The organism is Synechococcus sp. PROS-9-1 (assembly GCF_014279775.1).
GTDB lineage: Bacteria > Cyanobacteriota > Cyanobacteriia > PCC-6307 > Cyanobiaceae > Synechococcus_C.
In genome coordinates this window covers 2,022,161-2,037,778 of record NZ_CP047961.1, presented here as the reverse complement: position 1 = coordinate 2,037,778, position 15,618 = coordinate 2,022,161, and the positions used below count along the sequence as shown (strand labels likewise).

Annotated in this window: 14 protein-coding genes and 1 tRNA gene; 5 read left to right on the top strand and 10 right to left on the bottom strand. The window is 55.6% G+C overall.

The window, feature by feature from the left end; genetic code table 11:
- Positions 1-6 precede the first annotated feature (6 nt).
- From fabD to rpaB, 4 genes are all read right to left on the bottom strand, one after another.
- Entirely contained in the window at positions 7-903 is an 897-nt protein-coding gene (gene fabD, locus SynPROS91_RS10845) for an ACP S-malonyltransferase (protein WP_186516762.1), read from the bottom strand.
- A 27-nt stretch (positions 904-930) separates the two neighbouring features.
- The gene (locus tag SynPROS91_RS10840) at positions 931-1,920 is read right to left on the bottom strand and encodes a beta-ketoacyl-ACP synthase III (protein ID WP_186519736.1); all 990 of its coding nucleotides are present in this window, start codon (positions 1,918-1,920) and stop codon (positions 931-933) included.
- An 81-nt stretch (positions 1,921-2,001) separates the two neighbouring features.
- Positions 2,002-3,342 carry a phosphate acyltransferase PlsX gene (gene plsX / locus SynPROS91_RS10835; RefSeq protein WP_186516760.1) on the bottom strand — a complete coding sequence of 447 codons (1,341 nt, stop codon included), beginning with the start codon at positions 3,340-3,342 and terminating at the stop codon, positions 2,002-2,004.
- Positions 3,323-4,069, bottom strand: coding sequence for a response regulator transcription factor RpaB (gene rpaB / locus SynPROS91_RS10830; protein WP_186516758.1), 747 nt, complete (start codon positions 4,067-4,069; stop codon positions 3,323-3,325). The genes plsX and rpaB overlap by 20 nt, the downstream gene beginning before the upstream one ends.
- A 91-nt stretch (positions 4,070-4,160) precedes the next feature.
- Here rpaB and radA point away from each other — a divergent pair, with 91 nt between their 5' ends.
- Positions 4,161-5,558: a DNA repair protein RadA gene (radA, locus tag SynPROS91_RS10825; protein ID WP_186516756.1), complete on the top strand. Its 1,398-nt coding sequence runs from the start codon at positions 4,161-4,163 to the stop codon at positions 5,556-5,558.
- A 3-nt stretch (positions 5,559-5,561) separates the two neighbouring features.
- Here the strand turns inward: radA and SynPROS91_RS10820 are convergent, their stop codons facing one another.
- Positions 5,562-6,110 (bottom strand): photosystem I assembly protein Ycf3, encoded by a 549-nt coding sequence (locus SynPROS91_RS10820; RefSeq protein WP_370586688.1) that lies wholly within the window; start codon positions 6,108-6,110, stop codon positions 5,562-5,564.
- Positions 6,111-6,147: 37 nt separating this feature from the next.
- Between SynPROS91_RS10820 and SynPROS91_RS10815 the strand changes: the two genes are divergently transcribed.
- The 3 genes from SynPROS91_RS10815 to SynPROS91_RS10805 are packed head-to-tail and all read left to right on the top strand — an operon-like array spanning position 6,148 to position 10,126.
- Complete coding sequence (locus SynPROS91_RS10815) at positions 6,148-8,493, top strand: cation-translocating P-type ATPase (RefSeq protein ID WP_255439772.1); 2,346 nt, start codon at positions 6,148-6,150, stop codon at positions 8,491-8,493.
- A gap of 2 nt (positions 8,494-8,495) precedes the next feature.
- Complete coding sequence (gene tmk / locus SynPROS91_RS10810) at positions 8,496-9,146, top strand: dTMP kinase (RefSeq protein WP_186516754.1); 651 nt, start codon at positions 8,496-8,498, stop codon at positions 9,144-9,146.
- Positions 9,143-10,126 carry a DNA polymerase III subunit delta' gene (locus SynPROS91_RS10805; protein WP_186516752.1) on the top strand — a complete coding sequence of 328 codons (984 nt, stop codon included), beginning with the start codon at positions 9,143-9,145 and terminating at the stop codon, positions 10,124-10,126. The genes tmk and SynPROS91_RS10805 overlap by 4 nt, the downstream gene beginning before the upstream one ends.
- Positions 10,127-10,136: 10 nt before the next feature.
- On the opposite strand, the gene SynPROS91_RS10800 is transcribed toward SynPROS91_RS10805, so the two are convergent.
- From SynPROS91_RS10800 to SynPROS91_RS10785, 4 genes are all read right to left on the bottom strand, one after another.
- Positions 10,137-10,937 (bottom strand): response regulator transcription factor, encoded by an 801-nt coding sequence (locus tag SynPROS91_RS10800; protein WP_186516750.1) that lies wholly within the window; start codon positions 10,935-10,937, stop codon positions 10,137-10,139.
- A gap of 300 nt (positions 10,938-11,237) precedes the next feature.
- Positions 11,238-11,309, bottom strand: a tRNA-Asn gene (locus tag SynPROS91_RS10795).
- A gap of 35 nt (positions 11,310-11,344) precedes the next feature.
- Positions 11,345-12,025 carry an ABC transporter ATP-binding protein gene (locus tag SynPROS91_RS10790; protein WP_186516748.1) on the bottom strand — a complete coding sequence of 227 codons (681 nt, stop codon included), beginning with the start codon at positions 12,023-12,025 and terminating at the stop codon, positions 11,345-11,347.
- A 5-nt stretch (positions 12,026-12,030) separates the two neighbouring features.
- Positions 12,031-12,294 (bottom strand): hypothetical protein, encoded by a 264-nt coding sequence (locus SynPROS91_RS10785; RefSeq protein WP_186516747.1) that lies wholly within the window; start codon positions 12,292-12,294, stop codon positions 12,031-12,033.
- A gap of 157 nt (positions 12,295-12,451) precedes the next feature.
- On the opposite strand from SynPROS91_RS10785, the gene psbD reads away from it, so the two are divergent.
- The gene (psbD, locus tag SynPROS91_RS10780; protein WP_115071676.1) at positions 12,452-13,507 is read left to right on the top strand and encodes a photosystem II D2 protein (photosystem q(a) protein); all 1,056 of its coding nucleotides are present in this window, start codon (positions 12,452-12,454) and stop codon (positions 13,505-13,507) included.
- A gap of 431 nt (positions 13,508-13,938) precedes the next feature.
- Here the strand turns inward: psbD and SynPROS91_RS10775 are convergent, their stop codons facing one another.
- Positions 13,939-15,375 carry a DUF2079 domain-containing protein gene (locus SynPROS91_RS10775; protein WP_186516745.1) on the bottom strand — a complete coding sequence of 479 codons (1,437 nt, stop codon included), beginning with the start codon at positions 15,373-15,375 and terminating at the stop codon, positions 13,939-13,941.
- Between the last annotated feature and the right edge of the window lie 243 nt (positions 15,376-15,618).

Below are 15,618 nucleotides of genomic sequence, written 5' to 3'. Positions count from 1 at the left end.
GGCTTCTTAGAGACCTAAATCAGCGGAGCTCGAGAGCTGGGCGGTCGTGACACCACTCATCGCCCTTTTGGCAAGGCCACTGAGCACATTCCCTGGCCCCACTTCGATCAAAGTGTCGACCCCCGCTGATGTCAGTGTCTCCATGGTTTCTCTCCAGCGAACGCCCGTGGTCATCTGCTGAGACAAGCGTTGCTTTAGTTGAGAAGCGTCGGTACAGGGGGTTGGATCGGTGTTGCTCAACACAGGGAAGCGAGCATCTTCAAAAGCCAGGCCCTCCAGGTGGACCTTGAAGGCTGCAGCCGCTTCTGCCATCAAGGGCGAGTGGAAAGCTCCAGAAACAGCCAGGGGAATCGCGCGCTTGCAGGTGAGTTGCTCACTCACACTTTTTACATCCTCCGGGTTTCCTGAGATCACGACCTGAGCAGCGCTGTTGTCATTGGCGATCACCACGCCATCCGTGCTGTTGACAAGGCTTTCAAGCTGATCGCGGTCAAAGCCGATCACGGCAGTCATCGCTCCGCCTCCAGCGGCTGCCATGAGTTCTGACCGCCGCTGCATCAACTCAAGGCCTGTGGTCACATCAAAGACACCAGCGGCGTAAAGCGCCACGAGTTCTCCGAGGCTGTGGCCAGCGACAAACGCTGGCTCGCGCTCCTGCCTGCGCAGTTCATCCACAATCAGGCTTTCAACGACGAATAGCGCTGGCTGGGTGTTGCGGGTGTCGTTGAGATCGGAGGGATCGGTTTGCGCATCGGCCTCTCCTTGGCAGATCGCTAGTAAATCTCTGCCAAGTAGGCGGGAAGCAAGTGCAAATCGTTCTTCCGCTCCGGGAAGGGTCAGCACGGGCGCAGCCATGCCCGACTTCTGAGACCCCTGTCCGGGGAACACCCAGGCAATCGTCATCGTTAGCAGGTAAAGATGGCTGGGAGCCTAGGCGGGACCTTGCCAACGCAACAATGCGGCTCCCCAACTGAGGCCAGCTCCAAAGCCACTACTCGCTAAAAGGTGACCAGGTCTAACGCGGCCGTCGCGCACGGCTTCGTCAAGCATGAGCGGGATCGTGGAGGCAGAGGTGTTGCCGTAGTGCGCCAAGTTGCTCAAGACCTTGGAGTGAGGGATTGAAAATCGATCCGCCACTGCATCCAAAATGCGCTGGTTCGCCTGATGAAGCAGAAGCCAGTCCAGTTGGTCTGGAGTTGTGGCTGTTTGCTCCAGAAGCTCTTTGAGGATGGCTGGCACTTCGCGCACGGCAAATTTGTACACCTCTTGTCCATTCATCTGAATCGGCAGATAGCCGCCGCATTGATGGCGGGTGGTGTTGACCAGAGGAAGACTGGTGGGGATCTGCGGCAAGGTCAGGGAATGGCCGCGGCTGCCGTCGCTGCGCAAGCGGAAACCCAGTAAGCCGTCGGCCTCTGCAGAGGTGGCTTCGAGGGCAACGGCGCCAGCCCCGTCACCGAAGAGCACACAGGTGCTTCTGTCGTCCCAGTCGACAAAGCGGCTCAACTGGTCGGCACCGATCACCAGCACCCGTTGCATGGCGCCTGTACGTAGATACTGAGCGGCTGTAACGAGGGCGAAAAGGAAGCCGCTACAGGCCGCCGTGAGGTCAAAGGCCACGGCATTCTGCGCTTTCAATCCGGCCTGAACCCTTGGTGCAGATCCAAATAGGTCGTCAGGGGTGGAGGTGGCAAGCAACACCAGGTCGAGGCTGTCAGGCTCCCACTGGGCCATCTCCAGGGCTTTTTGGCCAGCACGGACAGCCAGATCGTTCAGCGATTCCTCCGGGGTGCTGACGCGCCGAGACTGAATTCCTGTACGGGTGCGAATCCATTCGTCGCTGGTCTGCACCCGCTCGCTGAGGGCAGCATTGCTGATGGTTTGGTTCGCCTGGGCGCTGCCACTTGCGACCAGAGCCATGCCACGGAAGGGTGGGGGAGAGCCAGCCAATGTGGAAGCGCTGTGAGTGGCGTCAGTCAATCACAGTCCAGACAAGTTGCTTCAGCTTTTGAGCGTTGTTGGCTTGCTGAGTTCGGCGAGATCGTCCATCACACCATGACTTGCAGCGGAGTGAGCCAAGCGCAGAGCGCTCACCACGGAGAGGGCTTTGCTGCTTCCATGGCCGATCACGCAAATGCCATTCACGCCAAGGAGAAGTGCGCCGCCGTGTTCAGCGTGGTCGAGCCGTTTCTTGATGCGTTTGAGATTGCTGCGTAGGAAGGCTGAGCCAACTTTTCCGCGGCGGCCCCTCGGCAATTCAGCCCTGAGCACACCGAGCAAAACACTGCCGACGGATTCAAGGAATTTGAGCAGCACATTGCCCGTAAAACCATCGCAAACCACCACATCAAATTCACCGGAGAGAACATCTCTTCCTTCGCAATTTCCTGCGAAATGAAGACGGGTTTCCTCGCGCAGTAATTCGTGGGTGCGTAGAGCTAGTTCATTGCCCTTGCATTCCTCTTCTCCAATGTTGAGTAAGCCAATTCGAGGGCGATCAACTTGGAGAACGTCGCGGCAATAGATGTTGCCGAGCAAAGCAAATTGATGCATGTAGGCAGGTTTGCAGTCCATATTTGCTCCCACATCCAGCACCAGCACGGGCTGGCCGGGGTCTTTGGTGGGGAACAGGGCTCCAATGGCGGGTCGATCGATCCCTGCTAGGCGACCGAGGCGAAAGATGGCCGAAGCCATCACGGCACCAGAATTTCCCGCGGAGTAAATCGCCAAGGCGTCTCCGCGTTTCACCAGATCCATGGCCACATTCACGCTGGCATCGCGCTTCCTGCGCACAACTGTGGCTTCCTCGTGCATCTCCACTGAAGGTCCGCTGGGGATCAGCTCCAGATGCCCTGCGTTGATCGCGTTGTTGAGCGGTCCTGTGAGTCCAGAGGTCTCAGCGGCCTCCATGACCCGGTTGGTCTCACCGATAAAGCGGATTCTCAAGGGCAGCCGATCGATGGCTTGAAGAGAGCCCTCCAGGATCTCCCCAGGGGAATGGTCTCCACCCATTCCATCCACTGCTACCCAAAGGCGATCACTGTCCTTGATCAGTCCGTCATCACCCACCTCTGTGCTTTGCAAGCGGCGCAGAGGGTCCATCATGGGTTGGAGCATCTGTCCAGCCATGCTTCCGGCGTTGGTGACGACGCTTCCTGCCATCGATCCGACCGATTCAGCCACGTTGCTCGCAGCGCTGGCAGAGGTGGTAGCGGTGTCGACGAGACTGGTTACGGCGCTATTGCGCCGATACCAAATCACAAGTCTCCTTACCGCCTTTGATCGGCGTGGTTTGCTCCGGGCTTCGTCGGCCGGGCTGAATTCAGGATCCTTCGGGTGCAACGGAATCGATGATGCGCTGGAACAAGTAACCGGTTCCCCTAGCCGTGAGGATCAGCTCGGGATTGGCCGGATCGTCTTCGAGTTTGGAGCGAAGCCGCGAGATATGAACATCCACGACCCTGGTATCCACGTGGCGTTCAGGCGTATACCCCCAGACATCCTTCAAGATTTCACCGCGGCTGAACGGTTCACCGGAGCGACCCACCAGCAGTTCCAGGAGGCTGAACTCCATTCCGGTGAGACGAATCCGTTCATCCGCACGAAACACCTGGCGCTTATTGGTGTCGATGCGTAGATCTGCTACTTGAATAATCCCAGAATTGGGGATTCCAGCGACCTGTTCTTTTTCAACTCGGCGAAGAACGCAGCGGATTCTTGCTTCAAGCTCTTTGGGACTAAACGGTTTGACGACGTAGTCGTCAGCACCGAGCTCAAGGCCGGTAATCCGGTCTGCAACGTCACCCAAAGCGGTGAGCATCACGATCGGAACATCCGACTCCTTGCGCAATTCTTGGCAGACGCCGTAGCCGTCAAGCTTGGGCATCATCACGTCCAAGACCACCAGATCGGGATTGCACTGTTCAAAGCTTTCGAGAGCTTCAGTGCCGTCGCAGGCCGTTACAACGTTGTAGCCAATCATCGACAGACGAGTTTCCAGAATGCGTCGAATACTGGCCTCGTCGTCCACAACGAGAATGGTTTCTTTGCTGGCGGCTGTGGCCGTCATATCCGAACTCATTTCGTACTGGTATTGGCTATAGGTAAATGGACGGAGGCCCCGTTTATTCACCAATAGCCAACTTTCTTCATAGTTCGACGTGTCCCGACCCGCTTCAATTTTTGTTTGCCAGAGCTGTGGTGCTCAGACTCGGCAGTTTTTTGGCCGTTGCAGCAGTTGCGGGAGCTGGAATTCTCTTGTCGAGCAAACCGCTCCGAAACACGACGGCCGGCGCAGACGCGCTCCTGCCGAGTCAGCAGCGTCTCCAGTGGCGCGACGTTCCACCGCCATGGCCGATCTGGGTGATCGGCCGATTCAGCGTCTTGAGAGCGGCTACCCAGAATTGGATCGAGTCTTGGGCGGTGGAGTTGTACCCGGTTCGCTTGTGCTGGTCGGGGGTGACCCAGGAATTGGCAAAAGCACGCTGCTGCTGCAAAGCGCATCGGTTATGGCGAACCGGCTTTCCGTTTTGTATGTCAGTGCTGAGGAATCAGCCCAGCAAGTGAAGTTGCGCTGGTTGCGTTTGGGTGGAGAGAGCGAGGGGCTCCAACTGCTTGCCGAAACAGATTTGGAGTTGGTGTTGGAAGAACTCGAGGCTCTGCGGCCCGATGTGGCGATCATCGACAGCATTCAGGCCCTTCATGACGCCAACCTGTCGAGTGCGCCGGGATCAGTGGCTCAAGTGCGGGAATGTGCAGCGTCTTTGCAGCGATTGGCTAAGCGTCAGAACACGGCTTTGCTGCTTGTCGGCCATGTAACCAAGGAGGGAATGTTGGCAGGACCAAAGGTTCTCGAGCATTTGGTAGATGCCGTGCTCACCTTTGAGGGGGATCGTTTTGCCAGTCATCGACTCCTGCGTGCCGTTAAAAATCGCTTTGGCGCTACCCATGAACTGGGCGTCTTCGAAATGCAGGGCCAAGGTCTTGTGGAGGTCAACAACCCGAGCGAGCTGTTCCTGAGTGGAGATGAGGCCAGCGGAGTTGCCACGATCGTGTCCTGTGAGGGCACCAGGCCTCTTGTTGTGGATCTTCAGGCCTTGGTGAGTACTACGAGCTATGCCAGTCCAAGACGGACGGCCACAGGGATTGCTGTGAATCGTTTGCATCAGATCTTGGCGGTGCTGGAAAAGCACATGGGCCTGCCCCTGTCACGTTTTGACTGCTACCTCGCGGTGGCTGGTGGTCTCGATGTGGAGGAGCCTGCGGCTGATTTGGGCGTGGCTGCTGCTGTTGTGGCGAGTTATCGCGATCTCATCTTGCCGGCAGGCACCGTTCTGCTAGGTGAACTTGGCCTTGGTGGGCAGCTCAGGCCTGTTGGTCAGTTGGAGTTGCGCTTGCAAGAGGCCGTTCGTCTTGGATTCAGACGAGCGGTGGTTCCCAAAGGCTGCGGTCTCGGAACGGGGGAGGCCAGCTTGGACCTGGAGCTGCACGAAGCTGGATCGATCACGGAAGCTCTGGTCCTTGCTTTGGGTGTGAACCCTGCCGATGACCAAGCATGACCGTCAGAAGTACACATCCACGTTGCTGCGGCCAGTTGATTTCAGCCAGTTCTCAATATCGAGATAGCCACCTGGATTCAGCCTGACGGCTTGGGTCCAAACATCTGCTGCTAGGTCAAACCAGCCATCCGCATCATCACGTCGACCGTCTTCTTCCGCAGTGCGACCGCGTTTTTCATAAATCAGGCCCATGTTTTTCAGGCATGACGGTTGCTTGGGGTTCTCATCCAAGGCCTTTTGGTAGGTCTCCAGCGCTCGCTCTTCCTCACCATTGCTCATATAGATGATGGCGATGTTTTTGAGGGTCTCGCCCCTATCGATCGCGTTCTCCTCAAGCTTCAGGCTTTCCTCGTAGTTTTCCAAGGCTTCGGCGTAATCACCGTCGTTCTGGGCTGAGAGCCCGTCGCGGTAATACACATAAGCTTCTTTGGCACGGGCATTAATCGGCAGTAGCTTCACGATGAGATCGGCCATGACCGTGAAGCTTTTGTCGATGAAATTGTCGTTTCGGTTGCTGCGCGGCACAGGAAGCCAAAAAAGGTGTGACTCCATCCTGACTGGAATCAGCAGCCCTGCCTAGCGTTCCTTGATGCGTTCTGCCGTTGTGACAAATTCCGCTAACGCCACAAAGTCCTCTCCCACGATGCTTCTAGACGTGGACGGCATGAAGTGCGGTGGTTGCGTGCGTTCTGTCGAGCGCACGCTCCTGGATCAACCCGGGGTGTGTGAAGCCAGCGTGAATCTGGTCACTCGCAGCGCTTGGCTTCGTTTTGAAGACGATGCCGATGCTGATCTTGATGGTGTCGTTGAGGCGTTAACGGCGCGAGGTTTCAGTGCCCATCTTCGAGAGACGAATGCGTTCGGTTCATCGCTGGAGGCTGATCGCAGTTGGGGGTGGTGGCAGCAGTGGCGTCAGTTAATCGTTGCTCTTGTCTTGCTCGTGTTGTCCGTGGTGGGTCACCTGGCTGAAGCCGGAACCGTCAACGTTCCACCTCTTGGCTCGCTTCCTTTCCACGCAGGCTTGGCCACTGTGGCTTTGGTGGGGCCCGGCCGACCCATCCTGATCGCCGGATGGCGATCCGCCCGCATGGGGGTGCCAACGATGGACACCTTGGTGAGCCTTGGGGTGGGCAGTGCCTACCTGGCCAGCTTGGTCGCTTTGGCTTGGCCTCAGGTGGGTTGGCCCTGCTTCTTCAACGAGCCAGTGATGCTCTTGGGTTTTGTGCTGCTAGGACGCTTTCTGGAAGAGCGGGCGCGCCGTCGCACGGGCCGTGCACTGCAGGACTTAGCGGCTCTCCAGCCAGATGGTGCTCGGCTGTTGATGGACGATGGCACGATCCGTGAGGTGTCTGTTTCGGCGCTGCGCCCAGGAGAGCATGTGCAGCTTTTGGCCGGCGACCGCGTCCCAGTGGATGGAATCGTGCGTGAAGGGCATTCGGCTGTGGATCTCTCCAGCCTCACTGGGGAACCCTTGCCTTTGGATGCCTCTCCAGGCGCTGAGCTCAGTTCAGGCAGCCTCAATTTGGAGGCAACCTTGATCATTGAGGTGCAGCGGATTGGTCGCGAAACCGCCTTGGCTCGGATTATTGATCTGGTGGAGCAAGCTCAGGCAAGGAAGGCACCGATTCAGGGTCTTGCCGATCGCGTGGCCGGCCAGTTTTGTTACGCGGTGGTGAGTTTTGCCATTCTCACCTTCCTGTTTTGGTGGCAGGTCGGTTGTCGACTTTGGCCTCAGGTCCTGGATGTTCCTGTCGCGTTGATGGATCACGGCCATGCGCATGGTCTGCATGGCTCTCTTGGTGCGGGAGCTGAGACGCCACTTGGTCTCGCTCTCCAACTCTCCATTGCGGTGCTTGTGGTGGCTTGCCCCTGTGCTCTTGGATTGGCTACTCCCACCGTGATCACCGTCTCATCAGGCTTGGCAGCAAAGCAGGGCTGGTTGTTTCGAGGCGGAGATGTGATCGAGTTGGCAGCCTCCGTGCAGCGCATGGTGTTCGATAAAACAGGCACGCTCACGCTCGGGCGGCCCCTGGTTGATTCGGTGTTGGCCAGCGAGGATCCCCCTCAAACGCTTCAGTTGGCGGCCAGCCTTGAGCAGACGAGCCGGCATCCACTCGCCCATGCGTTGTTGCAGGAGGTGCAACGGCTGCAGTTGCCTCTTCTAGGGGTTGAATCCAGCCGAACCACTCCTGGTGCAGGGATGGAGGGTCGTTTGCAGGGAGTGGATGGCCTGGTACGCGTTGGCTCTCCAGAATGGCTACGTGATCAAGGTGTGTTCTGGACGGAGCAACAGCAACAAACGCTTGATGCTGCTGTCCAGCGTGGCCAGTCGTTAATGGCTGTTGCTTTGGCCGAGACTCCTCTTGGCCTCGTGACCGTCGACGATCGACTTCGTCCGGATGCATCGCTCGCTATCCAGCGCTTACGAGACCAGGGTCAGTCTGTCGCCATGTTGAGTGGCGATCGTCGCCAGACCGTTGAACGGGTGGGACGTGAGCTTGGTTTCGCTGACGCCGATTTGGCTTGGCAGCTGTTGCCGCATCAAAAACTTGAACGGCTTGAGCTTTTGCGAGAGCAGGGTGCTGTGGCAATGGTGGGTGACGGAATTAACGATGCCCCTGCGTTGGCGGCAGCTGACCTCGGCATCGCCGTGGGCACAGGCACTCAGATCGCTCAGGACACGGCCGACCTTGTGTTGCTTGGTGACAGGCTTGAGGCGGTCCCTGAAGCGCTTTGCTTGGCGAGGCGAACGATGTCCAAAATTCGTCAGAACTTGATTTGGGCTTTTGGTTACAACCTCATTGCCTTGCCGATTGCGGCTGGTGTGCTTTTGCCCGGCTTTGGTCTCCTGTTGTCCCCGCCTTTGGCAGCCTTGCTCATGGCATTTAGCTCGGTGTCTGTGGTGCTGAATGCCCTCAGCTTGCGGCTTCGTTAACGATGGCCAGGAGCAAGGGACGACTGCTGGTGCTGGAGGGTATTGATGGTTGTGGCAAAACCACCCAGCTTCAGCAGCTGTCCAGTTGGCTTCCAAACAGCGGACTCATGCCCGATGGATCTCAGCTGGTTGTGACCAGAGAACCAGGGGGAACGGCCCTAGGGGCAAGCCTTCGTCAACTTTTGCTCCATCCCCCTCCAGATGCTGACCCTGGGCCCACAGCAGAATTGTTGCTGTATGCAGCAGATCGTGCCCAACACGTAGACCGAGTCATTCAGCCCGCCTTAGAGCGAGGTGATTGGGTGCTCAGTGATCGCTTCACAGGATCGACGATGGCTTACCAGGGATACGGACGAGGTCTCGACCGGGAGCTCATCACTGATCTCGAGCGCATTGCCACGCGAGGGCTCAGCCCCGACATGACGGTTTGGCTTGATATCCCTTTGGCATTGAGTATTCAGAGACGCGGAAGTCGCGAGGACGACCGCATCGAAGCGGAAGGTGTTGCGTTCTTAGAGCGCGTTTCCAATGGTTTTTCTAACTTGGCTAAGGCGCGTGGCTGGGAGTCGGTTGTGGCTGACCGTCCACTTTTGGAGGTTGCGGAGGCGATTCAAACCGCTTTGCTCACCCGAGCTACGGCTTGGCAGCGATGAGCGACGTGTCGCTCGAAGAGCAAGATCTGTTTGCTGATCTGGTGGGTCAGCCTCTGGCTGTGACTCTTTTAAAGGCAGCCCTGAATCAAGGGCGCCTCGCTCCTGCCTATCTCTTCGCTGGTCCAGAGGGCGTTGGTCGTCGCCTGGCTGTTCTGCGCTTCCTCGAGGGTGTGATCAGTGAGGGCCAGTGCAATCAACGCCAGCGGCGGCGCTTGGCAGAACGCAACCACCCTGATCTCCTCTGGGTCGAACCCAGCTACAGCCACCAGGGGCGTTTGATCTCCCGCTCTGAAGCTGAGGAGGCGGGCATAAGTCGTCGAACCCCTCCCCTCGTGAGGTTGGATCAGATTCGAGATATCAGCCGTTTCTTGTCACGGCAGCCGCTTGAGTCGTCGCGAGGCCTTGTGGTGCTTGAGGAGCCGGAAGCGATGGCGGAAGCCGCCGCCAATGCTTTGCTCAAAACTCTTGAGGAACCGGGCCATGGAGTGTTGATCCTGCTCTCAGCGGCTCCCGAACGGCTGCTCTCCACCATTCGTTCGCGCTGTCAGCTGATTCGATTGATCCAGCTGAGTGCTGAAGACATGCAGTCAGTTCTCCAACGTTTGCCAGCTGAGGTCGACCAAGAGGCTGTAAAGCAAGGGCTCATGCAGCCAGAGTTGGTCGCCATGGCTGGTGGTTCTCCAGGTGCGTTGTTGGGCCATGTCAGGCAGTGGTCTCGTGTTTCACCCGAACTGATGGGACGTTTGCAAACTTTGCCAACCCAACCGATCGAAGCCCTGGGGCTCGCCCGTGATCTCACTGAGGCTCTTGATGGAGAACAACAGCTTTGGCTCATCAATTGGCTGCAGCAGCACCTTTGGAGGGTGCAAAAAAATGAGCGAGTTCTCAAAAAAATCGAACGACTACGCGTTCAATTGCTTTCTTTTGTGCAACCCAGATTGGCGTGGGAAGTCACCTTCCTGGATTTGATGGGACTTTGATCGTTGTCAATCAGGCCGTGGCCCTATTCGATGCCTCAGCTTTTTGTTCTCGATCTTGGCGCGCTTGAGCGAGGACATCGTGGAGTCCATCGAGTTGAGCTCCGGTGGGCAGCTCGAGGCAGTAGCCAGCTCCATAAACCGTTTTAATAAAACGGGGCTTGCGTGGATCTGGTTCTAATTTTGTGCGTAGGTGACGGACGTGAACGCGAATCGTTTCGATATCGTCGTCTGGCTCATAACCCCAAACTTCCTTGAGGATCAGAGAGGGGGCAACCGTTTGACCATGGCGTTGGAGCAAGCAATGCAGAAGCTCGAATTCCAAGTGGGTGAGTCGTACCGGGTGATCGAACCAGATCGCCTCAAAGCGCTCTGGCACCAAGGTCAGCGGTCCGTAACTAAGAATTTCGTGATGATTTACAGATGTTCCGATAGGAGCTCTGTCACTACGCCGCAGGAGCGCTTTCACTCGCGCTTGGAGTTCTTCGAGATCAAAAGGTTTTGTGAGGTAGTCATCTGCGCCTGAGTTAAACCCGCTCACCTTGTCTTTCGTCCCGCCCAGAGCTGTCAGCATCAGGATGGGAATGGAAGCCGTTCTTTCATCTCGGCGCAATCGTTGGCAGAGCGTGAGCCCATCCACATTGGGAAGCATTAAATCCAGAAGAATTAAATCTGGGGTGTATTGCAGTGCAAGCGCCTGCCCCTTAATGCCGTCGTCGGCTCGTTGAACATCAAAACCACTGTGCTCTAGGTGCCCGCCTACTAGTTCACTCATGTCCCGGTCGTCTTCGATCAGCAGGATGGAAGGCTTCATCTAAATGCTGGCGAACAAACAGTGGGACGAGGTAATGCCGCGTCATTAAGGAGTAATTCTCTCAAGATTCACCAGTTTGTGCAGAATTCATGTATATACCTCCATGGTTGGCATGTCCCGGGAAGTTGTTTGCCTAACTGGGATTTGCTGCAGTAAGTCGAAGATTAACTCGTGCGGCTCTACAGGAAATCTTTTGATTTGAATGGCACGCCTTGGCGAATTTCTTCTGATTAGAGAAAAAGCATTGCCACAAAGGCAAAAAAATGTCACCACCTTGAGGGCGATGACATTCGTTTGAAACTCCCCGGGCGGGATTCGAACCTGCGACCAATCGATTAACAGTCGACCGCTCTACCGCTGAGCTACCGAGGATTGAGACCTGGAGACCTTAACTGTCTGGCCTTGCCTTAGGCAAGTGCCTTGAGTGTGCGGCGCAAGGCGGAGCCTTTCTCCCAAGGGCCAATCCTGCCCTTTTGCATCAGTGCCGCTCCGTCAGCATGGTCCAGTTCATCCAATCGATGGGTGATCCAAAGAGCTGTAAGTGGATTGAGTGAGCGGTGACAAAGCTGTTGAACCGTTGCCAACACCGAGCTTTGGCTCGAAGGGTCCAACAGTGCTGTTGGCTCATCAAGCAACAGCAGTTTCGCTTCACTGGCTAAGGCACCAGCAATAGCCAAACGCTGCTTTTGGCCTCCACTCAATGTGTGAATTTGCCGGCCAGTCATCCCAGCGAGCCCAACCTGTTCCAGCAGGTGAGCGATCCGCTCGCGTTTCAGGGAAGGGGCAAGCGTGGGGGGGAGGTTGAGCAAAAGGTCGCTGCCGCAACTTGGGAGCAGCAATTGATGGTCGGGATTTTGGAACACCAGGGCCGTTTGGACATTGCAGTCCACTCGTCCTGATTGAGGTTGGATTAACCCTCCGATCATTCGAAATAGGGTGCTTTTTCCGCTGCCATTGCTTCCCACAAGCATCCACAGACCTGGCCCTGGGACGCTGAAGCTGCAGCGGTCCAGAGCGCGGGTCCCGCAGGGCCAGCAAAAACTCACGCTTTCAAATTGAAGAACCTGTTCGTAGGTGTCCGTTCTCACAGGGGTTAGCTGTCGAGTGAAAAGCCCGGGCGTTTGCTACCCCCGGATGCCGCCGTCTTCTCGTAGGTCTGAACAGCTAAAACGTCGCTTGTGAGCACGCTGAGTCGTTTGCCTTCTACTTTTTCGCAAGTCAATTCAAGCAATCGTGGCTGTCCCTGCTCGAGGGCTTGCCGTACTTGTTGATAAACCGATTCGGCATCTCCCGATTCCTTGCGTTGAACAGAGATGGGCATCGGGCTCATACGAAGAGCTAATTCGATGACGTACACAGGTATAAAAAATGTTTGTGGTTCCATTCTCCTCGCCAGGAGCATGAAACGGAGGCCTGAGTATTTTCACTCATCTATGGCTTGCTTGGCTGTGTCGCCCCTGCAAAAACAGCGGAAGCCATTAGCCTCCGGATGTAAAGCTTCATGAAGCAACCTCATGACGATCGCTGCAGGTCGCATGCCGCAGCGGGGATGGTTCGACGTCCTCGATGACTGGCTCAAACGCGACCGATTTGTTTTTGTCGGCTGGTCCGGCATTCTCCTTCTTCCCACGGCCTACCTCTCGATTGGTGGCTGGTTAACGGGAACCACTTTTGTAACTTCCTGGTATACCCACGGCATTGCGTCGTCCTACCTCGAGGGTTGCAACTTTTTGACCGCTGCTGTGTCCACCCCCGCTGATGCGATGGGTCACAGCTTGCTGTTGCTCTGGGGCCCAGAAGCCCAGGGTGATTTTGTCCGCTGGATTCAGCTTGGAGGCCTCTGGGCTTTCGTTGCTCTCCACGGCGCCTTTGCACTGATCGGCTTCATGCTGCGTCAGTTTGAAATTGCTCGTCTCGTCGGCATTCGTCCTTACAACGCCATCGCCTTCTCAGGTCCGATTGCGGTGTTCGTCAGTGTCTTCCTGATGTACCCCTTGGGACAGAGCAGCTGGTTCTTTGCACCCTCCTTTGGTGTGGCTGCAATTTTCCGCTTCCTGTTGTTCCTCCAGGGCTTCCATAACTGGACCCTGAATCCCTTCCACATGATGGGAGTGGCCGGCATTCTTGGCGGTGCACTGCTTTGCGCCATTCACGGCGCGACCGTGGAAAACACCCTTTTTGAGGATGGTGAACAGTCGAACACCTTTAAGGCGTTCGAACCCACCCAAGAAGAAGAGACCTATTCAATGGTTACCGCCAACCGTTTCTGGAGCCAAATCTTCGGAATTGCGTTCTCCAACAAGCGTTGGCTGCACTTCTTCATGCTGTTTGTGCCAGTGATGGGCTTGTGGACCAGTTCCATCGGCATCATCGGCCTTGCACTCAACTTGCGTGCCTATGACTTCGTGTCACAGGAAATCCGCGCTGCTGAGGATCCTGAATTTGAAACCTTCTACACGAAGAACATTCTTCTGAATGAAGGTCTGCGTGCCTGGATGGCACCGGCTGATCAGCCGCACGAAAACTTCGTCTTCCCTGAAGAGGTTCTGCCCCGTGGAAACGCTCTCTGATTGAGTCAAGAATTTCAAGTCCTTTTCTTAATCTCTTTAAACGCTCATTAATTTGGGCGTTTTTTTGTTTGCCTCGCCAAAGGTTCTCTCTTGCTGTCTCTAAGTTGTAAGTGAATAGTTCTAAAAGATGATCAAGTCCCAGCTCTTTGTTTCATGGTTGATTTGCTTAAAGATTATGCTTGAGTTCTTTTGGTAAATATTTATTTGGGAATTTTTGATGTAGTTTTTGTCTTTTTGTTGGTTTTTGTACTTTTAGTGCTAAAAGCGAATGCATTGCCGGCCGATCATTTCCCCTTCCTGAAAATTGGCTCATGATTTAGTACTTTGACTCAGGGTCTTCTGATCGCGGAAGGACGTCTGAGTTAAGGCGTCTAGTTCCTAGATCAATTGGTTCCGCGATAAAGCTGTCCTGGCGAGAGCCCCCGATTGCTTTAAGAATCGGGGGCATCGTTTTGATCGGTTGAATCGCTTACTTCCTCAAGTTTCCTGCAAAGTTCAAGCCCGCTTTTCCAGCTTTGGCAATACCAATTATCCCCTTTCGCAAGCTGCAAAGCCTTGCTCTGAACAGAGCTCCCTGATTGCCAACCAGGGTCAGACGGATTGAGCAGCATTACATCGAAACGATCAAGGCGTCTCTGATTTAACGGGTTCCGGCCGATTGCTTCTATCTGGAGCCGATGCGTCAGCTGCGGAGCTAAATGGCTAGTGGTTATTACTCGACTTTCTGCTGGTATTCGCCGCAATGCTTCATTCACGTCAGTAAGTTGATCCACTCTGCTGAGGTAATGCCCGCTAAAGAACCATGGCTTTGCGAGTGCTGCCCAGCAAACGGCAGACCAAGCTAAACGGCGCCAGGGCCACGCTCTACATCCGCTTGTTTGTAGTCCATCAATTGCAGCGACCACTGCAATCACAGCTAGAGGTAAATTGTAATGATGCACCAAGTTACGTTGGGCACCGTTGCTGGAGATCAAATTCACTAACCAAAGTGGTAGAGCAGTAAGTAGAACTGTTAGGGAATTTCGCCGCCAGAATAAAGCTGTTGGGACTGAGATCAGCACTACATAGATGGGCAGTTCCTGCCAGGGCACTACGTCCACCAAGACCCATGGCCTTTGCAGGCTGCCTATAAGAATTGAAGGAATACTGTCTCCAAGACTGCTGAATCTGCTTAAGGCGGCCGGTCCTTGGTCAGGGCCATTAAGCCAGGGATAAAGCCATTCGCTAAGCGAAAGCATCCAGCCCAAACCAAGCGCAATTGCAAAAAGTCCCCAGCACCATCGTCGCTGAACTAGCTCTGACAACCCCAGTCCGATCACTACAAGAGCTAAGCCGTCACGGCAGCCAAGTAGCCAAAGAAGGCACAGCAGCCATGGCAAGGGCTTTTGCGCACGACTGCACCAGATGCAACCTGCCAAGGCAGGCATCGCCCAAACCTCTGGGTGAAAATCAAAAAGGTTGGTATTAAAAACTTGCGGCTGTAGCCACCACAGCAAGCAGGGCAGCCAGCTGAGGCGCTCTGGTAAACGAGCCTGTCGCCAGAGAGCTGCAAGAGGCAACGCGGTGAGTGCAAGGCTCAGAGCTTGACTGGCTAGTAGCCATTGGATGCTGGGCCATAGGTAGTAAGCAGCCCCGATTGCATAGAAAGCCCACGCTCCGTGGTTACCCATGTGATGCAAGCCCAGCAGGGAGGAGCGGGGCTCAAGTCCACGGCTGATCTGCCATGCAACCTGGTCGTAAATCCCTAGGTCGAAGCCATTACTTTGCAGCCAAAGATGTCTTAGAGCTGAACTGAGCCACCACACCAGGCCCACTATTAGTGAGGTCGTGAGTTGACGTCGGAAGTTGGTCCTTGCGGAATACGTCAAGGTTTCAGGGAAAAGAAGAACTGAGCAGAACCGGCAGGATGAAAAATTAAAATCCAATGTTGCTAATCAGTGCTCGCTACAGCAGAGATCGCTCGTGAGTTTCTCTATGGGGTCTAAGAAAGAAGCGATTGGACCGAGTGCTGTGATTCAGTTTGACCCTTTATCAAAGTGTCGCTAAAGGATGAGGCCTAGATAGACACTGCAGATCTAAAGGAAACTGAGATTATCAGCACGTCTTAGCGG

Coding starts and splice junctions, on each gene's coding strand:
- fabD (WP_186516762.1), bottom strand. CDS start 903: ATGACGATTGCCTGGGTGTTCCCCGGACAGGGGTCTCAGAAGTCGGGC.
- SynPROS91_RS10840 (WP_186519736.1), bottom strand. CDS start 1,920: ATGGCTCTGGTCGCAAGTGGCAGCGCCCAGGCGAACCAAACCATCAGC.
- rpaB (WP_186516758.1), bottom strand. CDS start 4,069: ATGACGGCCACAGCCGCCAGCAAAGAAACCATTCTCGTTGTGGACGAC.
- SynPROS91_RS10820 (WP_370586688.1), bottom strand. CDS start 6,110: ATGGAGTCACACCTTTTTTGGCTTCCTGTGCCGCGCAGCAACCGAAAC.
- SynPROS91_RS10815 (WP_255439772.1), top strand. CDS start 6,148: ATGCGTTCTGCCGTTGTGACAAATTCCGCTAACGCCACAAAGTCCTCT.
- tmk (WP_186516754.1), top strand. CDS start 8,496: ATGGCCAGGAGCAAGGGACGACTGCTGGTGCTGGAGGGTATTGATGGT.
- SynPROS91_RS10805 (WP_186516752.1), top strand. CDS start 9,143: ATGAGCGACGTGTCGCTCGAAGAGCAAGATCTGTTTGCTGATCTGGTG.
- SynPROS91_RS10800 (WP_186516750.1), bottom strand. CDS start 10,937: ATGAAGCCTTCCATCCTGCTGATCGAAGACGACCGGGACATGAGTGAA.
- psbD (WP_115071676.1), top strand. CDS start 12,452: ATGACGATCGCTGCAGGTCGCATGCCGCAGCGGGGATGGTTCGACGTC.